At 60.5% G+C, this 13,888-nt stretch carries 10 protein-coding genes and 1 tRNA gene; 6 read left to right on the forward strand and 5 right to left on the reverse strand.

What is annotated here, in order from left to right; translation table 11 throughout:
• Window positions 1-115 precede the first annotated feature (115 nt).
• Both ACST81_RS15430 and ACST81_RS15435 read left to right on the forward strand, forming a co-directional pair.
• Window positions 116-841 (forward strand): YoaK family protein, encoded by a 726-nt coding sequence (locus ACST81_RS15430; protein ID WP_438748976.1) that lies wholly within the window; start codon window positions 116-118, stop codon window positions 839-841.
• Between the two features lie 92 nt (window positions 842-933).
• A tRNA-Thr gene (locus ACST81_RS15435) sits at window positions 934-1,009 on the forward strand.
• A gap of 23 nt (window positions 1,010-1,032) precedes the next feature.
• Here ACST81_RS15435 and ACST81_RS15440 read toward each other — a convergent pair.
• Window positions 1,033-1,236, reverse strand: a complete 204-nt coding sequence (locus ACST81_RS15440) for a hypothetical protein (protein ID WP_438748979.1) — start codon at window positions 1,234-1,236, stop codon at window positions 1,033-1,035.
• 325 nt (window positions 1,237-1,561) lie between these two features.
• Between ACST81_RS15440 and ACST81_RS15445 the strand changes: the two genes are divergently transcribed.
• Window positions 1,562-2,335, forward strand: a complete 774-nt coding sequence (locus ACST81_RS15445) for an NAD kinase (protein ID WP_438748981.1) — start codon at window positions 1,562-1,564, stop codon at window positions 2,333-2,335.
• Between the two features lie 113 nt (window positions 2,336-2,448).
• Complete coding sequence (locus ACST81_RS15450; protein ID WP_438748982.1) at window positions 2,449-3,015, forward strand: hypothetical protein; 567 nt, start codon at window positions 2,449-2,451, stop codon at window positions 3,013-3,015.
• A 75-nt stretch (window positions 3,016-3,090) separates the two neighbouring features.
• On the opposite strand, the gene prfB is transcribed toward ACST81_RS15450, so the two are convergent.
• The 3 genes from prfB to ACST81_RS15465 all read right to left on the reverse strand — a co-directional run bounded on the left by prfB (window position 3,091) and on the right by ACST81_RS15465 (window position 8,482).
• Window positions 3,091-4,222 (reverse strand): peptide chain release factor 2 gene (gene prfB / locus ACST81_RS15455; RefSeq protein WP_438748983.1). Its coding sequence is split into 2 segments (ribosomal slippage): window positions 3,091-4,152 and window positions 4,154-4,222, totalling 1,131 coding nucleotides; the frame shifts between segments, so codons are not numbered across the junction.
• 200 nt (window positions 4,223-4,422) lie between these two features.
• Entirely contained in the window at window positions 4,423-6,876 is a 2,454-nt protein-coding gene (locus ACST81_RS15460; RefSeq protein WP_438748986.1) for a penicillin-binding protein 1A, read from the reverse strand.
• A gap of 376 nt (window positions 6,877-7,252) precedes the next feature.
• Entirely contained in the window at window positions 7,253-8,482 is a 1,230-nt protein-coding gene (locus ACST81_RS15465; RefSeq protein ID WP_438748988.1) for an N-acetylmuramoyl-L-alanine amidase, read from the reverse strand.
• Between the two features lie 750 nt (window positions 8,483-9,232).
• On the opposite strand from ACST81_RS15465, the gene ACST81_RS15470 reads away from it, so the two are divergent.
• Together ACST81_RS15470 and ACST81_RS15475 are read left to right on the forward strand one after the other, a co-directional pair.
• Window positions 9,233-12,121 (forward strand): Rne/Rng family ribonuclease, encoded by a 2,889-nt coding sequence (locus ACST81_RS15470; RefSeq protein WP_438748990.1) that lies wholly within the window; start codon window positions 9,233-9,235, stop codon window positions 12,119-12,121.
• Between the two features lie 161 nt (window positions 12,122-12,282).
• Entirely contained in the window at window positions 12,283-12,492 is a 210-nt protein-coding gene (locus ACST81_RS15475; RefSeq protein WP_438748992.1) for a hypothetical protein, read from the forward strand.
• Between the two features lie 137 nt (window positions 12,493-12,629).
• Here ACST81_RS15475 and ACST81_RS15480 read toward each other — a convergent pair whose 3' ends face one another.
• A complete protein-coding gene (locus ACST81_RS15480; RefSeq protein WP_438753595.1) occupies window positions 12,630-13,742 on the reverse strand; it encodes a pyridoxal phosphate-dependent aminotransferase in 1,113 nt (370 codons plus the stop codon).
• Between the last annotated feature and the right edge of the window lie 146 nt (window positions 13,743-13,888).

Consider the following 13,888-nt stretch of genomic DNA (forward strand, 5'->3'; position numbering starts at 1 on the left):
AGTGTGCAGCAACTCAATGGCGTCGTCATGATACGCAGCCTGTTTGTCATGCGGCGCGATATGATCGGCCGCGCTCGACACCGAATCACCGCTGGCGAGCGCGAGGGGCGCGATCATGACACGGGAACGACGGCGGCGAATCATCCGGACGCGGCGAACCGCGATCGGGATGTCCCTTGTCGTGACGATCTCGTTTCTGGCCGGCATGACCGATGCCGCGGGCCTTCTCGTCGCCGGCAGCTTCGTCTCCTTCATGAGCGGCAACACGACGCGCGCCGCCGTTTCGCTGGCTGACGGAGAAATGTCCTATGCCGCCGTGCTGTTCGGTGCGCTCGCCATCTTCGTTGCCGGCAATGCACTGGGGATCATCATCGCCCACAACGCCGCCCGCCGCGCCTTTCGCGTGTTGACCGCCGTCACGCTTGCGTTGACCTGTGCCGCAGCCATCACGGATCCTGCCTTCGTCACTTTGCGCTTCTATGCACTGGTGCTGGCCATGGGACTGGTCAATACCGCTGTCGAGCATATCGAAGGCCTGCCGATCGGGCTGACCTACGTGACCGGAGCGCTCTCCCGCTTCGGCCGGGGCATCGGCCACTGGGTGGTCGGCAACCCGCGCCGCGACTGGATCATCCAGATTGCCCCCTGGATCGGCATGGCCACCGGCGGCATTTGCGGTGCCTTTCTCGAACGAATGCTGGGCGCCGGTGTCCTCTGGCTGATCTGTGTCCTCGCCGCCGTCCTCGCGGTCCTCGCCTTCCTGATACCGCCCCGTTTGCAGAAAAGACTCGCGCAGCATCCGCAACTCCCGGCCAAACCTCGCAAGCACCCAACGTCCTGATTCGTTTCACAAGCAAAGGGATGCGAAAGTGATGAAATTCGCATTTCCCCTTTACATGGCCCGAGAATATGCTAACTCCCTGCCGCATAGCTGCCCTTATAGCTCAGTTGGTAGAGCACCTGATTTGTAATCAGGGGGTCCCGGGTTCGAGTCCTGGTGGGGGCACCATTTTCATTTTCCTTTTGCTGACTTCATTCCCCCGCGCCGCCAAGGCCCTGGGGTCCGTCAAGCTTGTTGACCTTCTCTTCAAGTGACCGGACCGCTTCCATCGTCACGGCCATGGCCGACATCAGGGTTGCGGTATCGTCATCCTGCTTTGTCTGGGAGATTTTTTCTGCCCGGGCGTGCAGTTTATCGCTGATCATGTTCAGTTGGCTGATGGTATCGTTGTTCATTGGTTCCTCACAAAGCTACATTTTTCCTCAAGGCAACGCGTCGGGGCGCGGGTTCGTTCCGGAAACTCTGAGGCCAGGCTGTTGAACCCGTCGCCGGCTTCATTAGCCCCACGGACCCACAAATCCATAAACCGCTGTCGAATCAGACGCCTGCGCCAATCATTGCCAGGTGGACGACCATTCTTTTCCTTCCACACGCCGATCTTTTATGCATGATACCGGTGGTTTTGCTGGCTGCGGCGAATGTCGTCGCGCACCCCGCCTGACCGGTATTTTTCCGGGTCTTTTCCAGTCGGACCCAACCTATTCAAAGCACAGGCATTTCATGGCGCGCACATTCAAAACCATCGCTTTTGCCGCTTCCGCAACGGAGGAAGCGCAGAAGGCCGCGGAGGAATTGATCGCGCTTTACGGCCAGGAAGATCCCGAGCATGCCGATGTCATCGTGGCGCTCGGCGGAGACGGCTTCATGCTGCAGACGCTGCACAAGACGATGAATTCCGGCAAGCTCGTCTATGGCATGAACCGTGGCTCGATCGGCTTCCTGATGAACCGCTACAGCACCGAAAACCTGCATGAGCGGCTGGTCGAGGCCGTTGAGAATACCTTCCGGCCGCTGGAAATGCAGACCATCGATACCGATGGCAACCGGTTCAAGGCGCTGGCGATCAACGAGGTCTATCTCTTCCGCCAATCGTACCAGGCGGCCAAGCTCAAGGTCGTCGTCGATGGCCGGGTGCGGCTGGAAGAACTGATCTGCGATGGCGTGCTGCTGTCGACGCCGGCCGGCTCGACCGCCTACAATCTCTCCGCCCACGGCCCGATCCTGCCGCTGGAAGCGCCGCTGCTGGCGCTCACGCCGGTCAGTCCCTTCCGCCCCCGGCGCTGGCGCGGCGCGCTGCTTCCCAACAAGGTCACCGTCGATATCGCCATCCTTGAGCCCGACAAGCGGCCGGTCAACGCGGTGGCGGATCATATCGAGGTCAAATCGGTGGTGACGGTGCGCATCGCCGAGTCGGAGAATATAACGGCCCATATCCTGTCGGATCCCGACTATTCCTGGTCGGACCGTATTCTGGCTGAACAATTCTCGAATTAGCACAGTCTGAAAGAGGCCGAAAAGCAGGGCCTTGAAACAGAATCGGTTTCGACCGAAAATCGGTAAACAGCTGGGGAAGCCTCAGCGTGTCAACGGGAATCAAAGGCGAAACGATGTTGCAGAAAGAACGTTCGCGCGCACATCGAAGCCTCCGATGGCTTGGCGGCCCTTCGCTCGCCCTCGCCGGCTTGCTGTTCGCTAGTGCCCTGCCCTCCGTATCCTTTGCCGAAGAACCGACCCTGATACCCGACAACATCATCTTCGTGACCAGCACCGGATATTGGGAGGAAAGCGGCAATCCGCTGAGCGTTCTGGATCCGGAAGCCGGCAAGACTGCTGACAAGCAGCAGCCCGGGGCCACTGCGGCTCCCACCCAGCGCGGCTACTACAAGCTGATTGCGGTTCGCCAGCCGGAGGGAAACACACACATATTCCTGCAGCAGATCGCGCTCGACGCCACCGGCCCCAGGATGATTTCATCGGCCGAGCTCGACGAATTTTCCGCCATGAAAGTCTACGTCACCGATATCAGGCCGGAAACATCAAGCGGCATCGTCCGCCAGCCGGGGCTGTTCGCCACCGTCTACCTGAAGACCGATCCGACCGCGACGGAGCCGGAAACCTGGACCGTGCTGATCGACGATATCGGCGACATCAAGGTTGAGCGCGAGACGAACTGACCGAGAGAGAAACAGACAACAAAAAAGCCGGATGCGCAGGCATCCGGCTTTTTCTGTGTTTGCTTGCAGCCGAGTTCAGGACAGGTCGTCGACCACGGCATCGCTGCCGCCGTTGACGCGGTGCGCCAGCGCGGCTTCCATGAACTGATTGAGGTCGCCATCCAGAACATCGTCCGGCGCGGTGCTGGAGACGCCGGTGCGCAGGTCCTTGACTAACTGATAAGGCTGCATCACGTAGGAACGGATCTGGTGGCCCCAGCCGATGTCGCTCTTGGACGCGGCTTCGGCATTGGCGGCATCTTCGCGCTTCTTCAGTTCCGCTTCGTAGAGACGGGCACGCAGCATGTCCCAGGCCTTGGCCCGGTTCTTGTGCTGTGAGCGTTCCTGCTGGCACTGCACGACGATACCGGACGGCATATGGGTGATGCGGACGGCCGAGTCGGTCGTGTTGACGTGCTGGCCGCCGGCGCCCGACGAACGATAGGTATCGATGCGGCAATCGCTCTCGTTGATGTCGATCTGGATCGAGTCGTCGATGACCGGATAGACCCAGATGGACGAGAACGATGTGTGGCGACGCGCATTGCTGTCGAACGGCGAAATGCGCACCAGACGATGCACGCCCGATTCGGTCTTCAGCCAGCCATAGGCATTGTGTCCCTTGACGAGAAGTGTCGCCGACTTGATGCCGGCTTCTTCCCCGTCATGGACTTCCATCAGTTCCACCTTGTAGCCCTGGCGTTCGGACCAGCGGGTATACATGCGCAGGAGGATGTTCGCCCAGTCCTGGCTCTCGGTGCCACCGGCACCGGAATGGACTTCCAAATAGGTGTCGTTGCCGTCGGCTTCGCCGGACAGCATGGCCTCCACCTGGCGGCGGGCCGCTTCCGTGTTGAGGGTACGCAGCGTCTCTTCCGCATCCTTGATGATGTCGGCATCGCCTTCTTCCTCGCCCAGTTCGATGAGGTCGATGGCATCCTGCATCTGCTGCTCGAAGGAACGAACGCCGTTGACGCCATCATCGAGTTGCTGGCGCTCACGCATCAGCTTCTGCGCCTCGGTGGCATCGTTCCAGAGATTCGGATCTTCCGCCTTGTTGTTCAACCAGTCCAGTCGTCTTACCGCCTGGTCCCAGTCAAAGATGCCTCCTCAGCAGGCTTATCGCCTGCTTGATTTCGTCGACAATATTCTCGATTTCGGTCCGCATGGTCCTGCTTCTTGATCCCAAGCGTATCGCGACCTTTCAGATTCGCTCCACGCTTTTGCTTCTTGTTTTATTCGCATGTCGTTGGCGCAAAACCGCTGCACAATTTTGCGCGACATGCTCAAGGGTGAATGTGCGCCGTGAATAGCGACGCCCGCCGCTGATGTAAAGCGGCGGGCGTCGCGAAAACGGACTGGAGTGACTTAGAACAGACCACCACCGCCATTGGTGATGGCTTCGTTTGCCTGCGGCGAAGCCTTCAGGATTTCTTCCGGCGGGATATATTGATCCATGCCGCCGATGACCGAAAATGTGTCGGCCGGGCCGGTGCCGGGTTTGAAGGCCTCGATAATCGTGTCCGGATCGCCTTCGACCGCCGCCATGCCGGTCTTGCGGTTGACGGGGACCAGGCTCATGCCTTCCGGAACAACGAACTTGACCGGGCGCGTGCCCTGCATCGCCGCCTGCATGAAGTCGTTGAATACCGGTGCCGCAAGGCCACCGCCGGTCGCGCCACGACCAAGCGGTGCCGGATTGTCGAAGCCGAGATAGAGGCCAGCGACCATGTCCGGCGTATAACCGACGAACCAGGCGTCCTTTTCGTCGTTGGTCGTTCCGGTCTTGCCGGCGACAGGACGATCGAGCTTGATCTTGCCGGCGGCTGTGCCGCGTTTCACGACACCTTCCATCATGGACGTGATCTGATACGCCGTCATCGGATCGAGCACCTGCTCACGATTGTCGGTCAGGACCGGCTCTTCCTGGTCCTGCCAGTCGGCGACATTGCAGCTATCGCAGGTACGCTCCTCGTGACGGAAGATCGTCTTGCCGTAGCGATCCTGGATGCGGTCGATCATCGACGGCTTGATCTGCTTGCCGCCGTTCGCGAGCACGGCATAGGCCGAAACCATGCGCAGAACCGTCGTTTCGCCTGAACCAAGCGACATGGCCAGGACCGGCAGCATCTTGTCGTAGATGCCGAAGCGTTCGGCATATTCAGCGACCAGGTTCATGCCCATGTCGTTGGCCAGACGAACCGTCATCAGGTTTCGCGATTTTTCGATGCCGAGACGCAACGTCGAGGGACCGGCCGAGCCGCCGCCGTAGTTTTCCGGACGCCAGACTTGGCCGCCGGTGACGAGTTCGAACGGCGCGTCCAAAATGACGGAGGCCGGGGTGTAACCGTTGTCCAGCGCGGCGGCATAAACGAACGGCTTGAACGAGGAACCCGGCTGGCGCATGGCCTGCGTCGCGCGATTGAATTCAGATTGGCCATAGGAGAAGCCGCCCGCCATGGCGAGCACGCGGCCGGTCTGCGGGTCCATGGCGACGAGACCACCCTGCACTTTCGGCGGCTGGCGCAGGCGATATTCGCCGGCTTCGTCGGTTTCCTCGACATAGACGACATCGCCCGGACCGACGACGCCTTCCGGCGACTTGGTCGACTTGCGATCCGGAGAGGACGAACGGAACGCCCACTGCATGTTCTTGGCGGAGATATTGCCCTTCACGCGGTCCTTGCCGATCTTGCCGGAACCGTCCTTGGCCGGCTGGATGCCGATTTCAGCGCCCTTATCATCCACGGAGAGGACAACGGCCAGCTTCCATTCCGGAACGTCGGAGAGGGCTTCGAGCTTGCCGAGCGGCTCACCCCAGTCCCCGCCGATCTCGATCGTCTTCAGCGCGCCATGGAAACCGCGGCGCTCGTCATAGCTGACCAGCGCGTTCTGCAGCGCCCTGCGCGCTTCCACCTGCAACCTGGGGTCCAGCGAGGTGCGCACCGAAAGGCCGCCTTCGTAAAGCGCGTTGTCACCGTAGCGCTGGATGATCTGGCGGCGCACTTCCTCGGCGAAATAGTCGGAAGCAAACAGATGCGAACCGCCGCGTCGCACGGTCACGCCGAGCGGTTGCTTCTTGGCTTCTTCGCCATCTGCCTTGGTGACGTAACCGTTCTCGACCATGCGGTCGATGACCCAATTGCGGCGTTCAAGCGCTGCTTCAACCTTGCGGAAGGGATGATAATTGGCCGGCCCCTTGGGGAGAGCGGCGAGATAGGCGGTTTCGGCGATCGTCAGTTCGGTGACCGATTTGTCGAAATAGGTCAGCGCCGCGCCGGCAATGCCGTAGGAGTTCAGGCCGAAGAAAATCTCGTTGAGGTAGAGTTCGAGAATGCGGTCCTTGCTGTAGGCCTGCTCGATGCGGAACGACAGGATCGCTTCCTTGACCTTGCGGTCGATGGTCTGGTCCGACGACAGAAGGAAGTTCTTGGCGACCTGCTGGGTGATCGTCGAGGCGCCGACCGGACGGCGGCCGGATCCAAAATTCTGCAGGTTGACGAAAATGGCGCGTCCCAGACCGGTGATATCGACGCCGGGATGCTGGTAGAAATTCTTGTCTTCGGCCGAGATGAAGGCAGCCTTGACGCGATCCGGAATGGCCTGGATCGGCAGATAGAGGCGCCGTTCGCGGGCATATTCGGCCATCAGTTCGCCATTGCCGGCGTGAACGCGCGTCGTTACCGGCGGCGCATAGCTGTTCAGCACCTCATAGTCCGGCAAGTCCTTGGTGACATGTCCGAGATAAATGGCCGCCGCCGCCGCCACGCCGAGCACCAGAAAAGCCCCAATGCCGAAGAAATATCCAATCAGTCTGATCATCAGCCAGATACCGGTACCTTGTTGTCGTTCTGTGCGGGATTGCCTCGTTCGTCGGCCTAACCCGCACCATGCCCGATTGCAATCACGCCAAACAAATTAACATCGCGAAAGGAACTGCGGCCCGTTAACCGGTCACACCCGCCCGCTTTTCGCATGTCCAGACCGCCCCTCTCAAACCGGGCATGTCCTGGGCCGTGCATTTCAAGCTTCCGGATAGCGACCGGATTGTGAGCAAAATAGGGCTCGTGGCGCATTAAACATATGCCATCCCCTTGAAAAGGATATCGCTGTTACTTCCGCGACACAAATCACAAGAAACGTTATTGCCCTTGAAAATCACCAGCTGATGACAGGAAACCGGATGATAAAGCCCGGCTCAACCACCATTTGTCACGGAGCCGGCGCGATAGCTCCGCACGGCGGCGGTCAAACGACTTGCCAGTTTCTTGCGCCAGACGGGATCGACCAGCAATTTTTCATCCTGCTTGTTCGACAGGAAGCCCATTTCAAGCAGAATCGACGGCACGTCCGGCGCCTGCAGAACCCGGAAACCGGCATGACGATGCGGGTTGTTGATTAGATTGATCTGCCCTTCGAACGAAGACACGACCGAGCGCGCGAGATTGACCGAGAAGGCCTGGGTTTCACGTCGCGTCAGATCGATCAGAATGTCGGCTACCTCCGCCGGCTCACTCTGAAGGGCGACGCCGGCGATCTCGTCCGACAGGTTTTCGCGCTCGGCGAGGTTGGCCGCGAGATGGTCGGATGCCTTGTCAGAAATGGTATAGACGGTCGCGCCACGGATATCGCGCTGCTTCAACGTATCCGCATGCAAGGAAATGAACAGGTTTGCGCTACGCTGTCGAGCGATCTGCACCCGCTGCGGCAAGGACAGGAATTCATCCTTTTCGCGGGTCAGGAAGGCATTGATCCCCGGCTCCTTGTTGAGTTCCGCGACCAGTTCACTGGCAAAGGCAAGCGTCACGCTTTTTTCTTCCATCTTGGTCTCGGTGCCGATCGCGCCGGTATCGATCCCGCCATGTCCGGCATCGACGGCGACAACAAAGGCGCCGGGATCCTGCTCGACCACACGGCCGGTTTTTGCGGCGGCGACGCTGCCCGTCCATTTCTGGTCCTCGATAAGAGCATCGAAGCGCTCGCCGGTGACCTTTTCCGCGTCGAGCACCAGACGAAACCCCCTGCCATCCTCATCGGCCATAACGTCGGCGACGGTGACCGCGACCGGATTTTTTGCCGTCAGCACCACGCGGGAACTTCCCGCGCCCATGGCGCCGTAACGGATTTTGGTGAAGAGGCCCCTCGCTTTCAGGTCCTCGGGCTTCAGGCCGAACGAGGTTTCCGGCAGATCGACGATGACCCGGGTTGGATTGGCGACGTAGTGGACGAAAAAGACAGGCTTGCGGTCGAAGTCGATCACCACGCGGGTGCGGGCGTCATCGCCGGCGACGCGGGCGCCGAAGGCAAGCAGCGGAGCGTCGTCGGCACCGGCCATGGATATCGAACTCACGGACGCCGAGCAGAAGATCAACAGCCCGAGCACGCATCGCCATATCGTTGCAGACAGGATCAAAACCGCTTTCCTCATCGCCAACGCGTCACCAGGCTTTCCGGCCTTCGCATCATTGAATATCGCAGGGCATCGTTGGAACACCCCCTCGCCGGCCGGTTGCAGCCATATGCATCCATGCCGCAATATGGTTAACCGAACCTTGCCAACCCCAACGGGGACTGTTGCCGAAGGCCGAAACTCCGCTTCCCGGCACGACATACCCCGACCAGCGAATCAATCAATATTATGGCCGTTCCGGCTTTTCCCTTGCCATTGTGACATAGAAAACATAAAAGCTTCACAGGGAGAAAGTGTTGACGGGATAGAATCGACGACCGGCAGCCAACGGGTTTTCTCAGCCCCGGCGCCAGAGCGTGATCGAGACGGCTAAAACCGCTTCAAAGAAGATCATGTCTCGGACAAGCAGTCGCGCTTCATCCGCCGTCGCCCCACTTTTTCCTTGCATGCAGAATCGTGAAATTCCGGCGGTGGCCGGATCGCTTATGGTGACGATCACCGAAAGCCCGTGACCGGGCACATTCATCGGGCCTTAAGGGCCTAGTACATTGGCATTCTTGTTTGGTCATCGACGTTGTCTCAGCAGTATCGGTCAGAAGTAAACAGGCCCCGGAACACACTGTTTCCGGCTGCCGTCTGGCTGTTGGACCGTCTCCTCGACCCTGCAGGAACATTCACATCCGGCGAAACACCTGATCTGCAAGGAAAGTCTCCTCCGGGACTCGACCTTCCTGCGGCTTCACGGGTGCGCCGAGGAGCACCACTTACATGGCAGAGAAAATGCTTATCGACGCGTCTCACGCTGAAGAGACGCGCGTCGTTGTCGTACGCGGAAACCGCATAGAAGAATTCGACTTCGAATCCGAACACAAGAAGCAAATCCGCGGCAACATCTATCTCGCGAAAGTCACGCGCGTCGAGCCGTCGTTGCAGGCGGCTTTCGTCGATTACGGCGGCAACCGCCACGGCTTCCTGGCCTTCGCGGAAATCCATCCGGACTATTACCAGATCCCGCTGGCCGACCGTCAGGCCCTGCTGAGGCAGGAAGCCGAGGAAGCCCGCCGCGACGATGACATCGAGCATGTCGAAACGGGCACCGATCTTGGCCCCGACAGCGAAGAAGAGACTGCGGAAGCCCCGGCGGACAACATCACTGAAGTCGTCGAGGCTGCCGCTGATACGGTCGAAACGATCGAAACAGCGGAGCCCGTCGCCGAGGTCGAAGAAAAGCCGAAGACCAAGCCAAAGCGCCCGCGTCGGACCAAAAAGGCCGCTGCGGAGGCAGGGGCCACCGTTGCGGAAGCGTCCGAGGCCGATGGCGAAGAAGGCACCGGCGGCGAAATGGCCGCAATGGTCGATACCGACAGCATCTCGGAAGAAGCCCGCGGCGGCCGGCGCAACGATGATGACGATGATGATGACGACGGTCATCACGAGGAAAAGGAAGTCATCGAATCCGTCGGCGCCGAAGACGCGATGGAGGAAGTTCCGGATCGCCAGGTCAACCGCCGTCCGCGCAAGCAGTACCGCATCCAGGAAGTCATCAAGCGCCGGCAGATTCTGCTGGTGCAGGTGGCCAAGGAAGAGCGCGGCAACAAGGGCGCCGCTCTCACCACCTATCTGTCGCTCGCCGGCCGCTATTCGGTCCTGATGCCGAACACGGCGCGTGGCGGCGGCATTTCCCGCAAGATCACCAACCTGCCGGACCGCAAGCGTCTGAAGGAAATCGCCCGCGCGCTCGACGTGCCGCAGGGCATGGGCGTCATCCTGCGCACTGCCGGTGCCAACCGCACCAAGGTCGAGGTCAAGCGTGACTTCGAATACCTGATGCGCCTGTGGGAAAACGTCCGCACGCTGACGCTCTCCTCGACCGCGCCATGCCTCGTCTATGAAGAGGGATCGCTGATCAAGCGCTCGATCCGCGACCTCTACAACAAGGATATCAGCGAGATCATCGTCGCCGGCGAGGAAGGCTACAAGGAAGCCAAGGGCTTCATGAAGATGCTGATGCCGAGCCACGCCAAGGTGGTTCAGCCCTATCGCGACGTGCATCCGATCTTCTCGCGCTCAGGCATCGAAGCCCAGCTCGACCGCATGTTGGTGCCGCAGGTAACGCTGAAGTCCGGCGGGTACATCATCATCAACCAGACCGAAGCGCTGGTGGCGATCGACGTCAACTCCGGCCGTTCGACCCGCGAGCACTCGATCGAGGACACCGCGCTCCAGACCAATCTGGAAGCCGCCGAGGAAGTTGCCCGCCAGCTGCGCCTGCGCGACCTTGCCGGTCTCGTGGTTGTCGACTTCATCGACATGGAAGAAAAGCGCAACAATCGCTCGGTCGAAAAGCGCTTGAAGGATCATCTGAAGAACGACCGCGCCCGCATCCAGGTCGGCCGCATCTCGCATTTCGGCCTGCTCGAAATGTCGCGCCAGCGTATCCGTGCATCCGTTCTCGAATCGACCATGCAGGTCTGCTCGCATTGCAACGGCACGGGCCATGTTCGCTCGCAGTCCTCTGTCGCCCTGCACGTGCTACGCGGCGTCGAGGAATATCTGCTGAAGAACACCACGCACAATATCGCCGTGCGCACCACGCCGGATATCGCGCTCTACCTGCTGAACCACAAGCGCGGCACGATCGTCGATTATGAAGAGCGTTTCGGCGTTCAGATCATCATCGAGGCGGACGCCCATGTCGGCGCGCAGCATTTCGCCATCGATCGCGGCGAAGCGGTCGAAAATCCTGTCAAGATCGACCAGATCATCCACTTCGAACCCGAAATCGATGAAGACGATGACATCGTCATCGAAGAGGACATCGAGGACGATGAAGATGTCGTGGCCGAAGCCAAGCCAGAGCGTACGGAACGCGCGGAGCGCAGCGAACGTGCACCGGGTGAGCAGAGCGACGACCAGGGCAATCGCAAGCGCAAGCGCCGTCGTCGGCGTCGCGGTGGCCGCACCAATGGCGATCAGGCCAATGAGGCCGGTGTTCGCGCCGACGATGCATCCGATGAGGATGGCGACGAGGATGAGGGCGATGATACCGCCGTTCAGTCCGGTATCGACGACACATCAGATGCAGGCCTGAGCGAAGAAGAACGCCAGAAGCGCAAGCGCCGCCGTCGTGGCAAGCGTGGTGGTCGCCGCAACCGTCCCGAGGAATCCGAGGGCGAGAACCTGGCTGCTGACGGCGAAACGGTCGATGGTGATGAAGCGCGGAACGAGCCCGAAACATCGGAAGTTGTTGCCGAAGAAGCGACAGCGCCGGTCGTGACGGCGGAAGAGGTTGTGGAAGCTCCGGCCGTCGTCGAGGAAGACGCAAAGCCCGCCGCCAAGCCGAAGCGCAGCCGCAAGAAGGCCGTTGCCGCGGTCGAGGAAGCCGCCGTCGCCGAAGCGCCCGCCGCCACCGTCGATGCTGACGCCCAGGCTGCCGTGGAAGCGACACCGGAAGCAGTTGCCGTTGTCGAGGAACCCGTAGTCGAAGACGCCGCAGCCTCGCTTGAGGAAACCAGGCCGGTCCGCGCCAACCGCGATCTCGATACGATCGCCAGCGAACCGGTCGTCAAGTCCTCCACCCCGAAGGATGTGGATGGTGACGGCGACGCACCGAAGCCCAAGAAGGGCGGCTGGTGGCAGAAGCGCGGCTTCTTCTGAGCCAAGCCTGACTGCTGAACGACAAAACCGGTCAAGAAATTGGCCGGTTTTTTTCATTTGGGCGGTTGTTTCGCGCGTAACAGAGCGGGATCCATGCTTGTGGCAAACTGCTTGCGACTGGATGGGATAGGCTTGTTCGGTCTCAACCGCAGGAGACAATCATGCGTCGTCTTATTGTCGCCGCAGCCCTTGCCACCATCGCGCTGACGTCCTTTTCCAACGCCTCCCAGGCCACGGAGCGCCAGCACTATAACGACTATTATTACAAGAGCTATGACACGGCCTATGAGCCGGTCTGCGTCACCCGCAAGGTCCGCTCGACAGACGACTGGGGCAATCCGGTCGTCAAGAAGGTCCGCGTCTGTCGCTGACCGATCGCCTCGGATGAAACTGCAAACACTGCGCGTCCGCCGGGCGCGCATTCGTCGCGTGCCCCGTTCACGATCTGATTCAAGTGCGTCAGAGTTCGATTCCGGAAAATCCCTCAAGAGATTGAAAGACTGGCAGATTATGCCAGCCAGCGGGCGATGCGATCCATCGCCTCGATCATGTCGGCCTCCGCACCCGCATAGGAAAACCGCATGGCGCGATATCCTTCTACAGGATCGAAATCGAGCCCCGGCGTTGCCGCGACGTTGATCTCCGCCAGCATCTTGCGGGCAAAATCCATGCTGTCATTGGTAAACCGGCTGACATCGGCATAGGCGTAGAAGGCGCCGTCCATCGGCGAAGCGATGGAAAAGCCGATCTCCGGCAGGCGCTTCAACAGCAGGTCCCGATTGGCGCCATAGGACGCCTTGTAGACATCAAGCTCGGCCTCGCAGCCGAGCGCTGCTTCCGCGGCGATCTGCGACAATTCCGGCGGCGAGATGTAAAGGCTCTGGGCGATGCGCTCGAACGCCCGGACATGTGTTTCCGGCAGGATCATCCAACCGATCCGCCAGCCGGTCATGCAATAATATTTGGAGAAGGAATTGATGATGACGGCCTCGTCGGTGACGCTGAGCGCCGTGGTCTCTTCGCCGGCGAAGGTCAGGCCGTGATAGATCTCGTCGGAAATGAACGCGATGTCGCGGTCACGGCAATAATCGGCGAGAACCTTGAGGCCGGCGCGGCCGGTCACCGTGCCCGTCGGGTTGGCGGGGCTTGCCAGGAGCACGCCGTCAATCGCCCTGCCCGCCTGTCTGGCGGCCGCATCGAGACCTTCCGGCGTCAGGGTGAAGCCGTTTTCAGCCCCCGCCTCCACCTCGATCACCGTCAGGCCGAGGGCGGCAAGGATGTTGCGATAGGCGGGATAACCGGGGCGCGCGATCGCGACGCAATCGCCGGGATCGAACAGCGCCAGGAAAGCCAGGTTGAAGCCGGCGGAGGATCCAGTCGTCACGGCGACGCGTTGCGGATCGATATCGACACCGTAACGGCTGCGATAGTGACGGGCAATGGCAGCACGGAGCGACGAAGTTCCCAAGGCGTCGGTATAACCGAGCCGGCCGTGGCCGAGCGCCATACGCGCCGCTTCGAGCGCCGCCGTGGGCGCCGGGTGGCTCGGCTGGCCAACCGCCATCGAAATCACTGGATAACCAGCTTCACGTCGCTTGGTGGCCTCGGCCAGAACGTCCATGGCATGGAAGGGTTCAACGGAACTGCGGGCGGAAAGCGGCTTCAACAGCACATCCTCAATGTTTTCGACGTGATTTAGGCATGTGCCTCATCGCAAAGAGCTTCACAAGTGCGCGAGCGCCGCACTTCCGCCGATTTTGCAGTTTC

The sequence above is a fragment of the Pararhizobium sp. O133 genome, assembly GCF_051669845.1.
In the GTDB taxonomy this organism is placed as follows: domain Bacteria; phylum Pseudomonadota; class Alphaproteobacteria; order Rhizobiales; family Rhizobiaceae; genus Pararhizobium.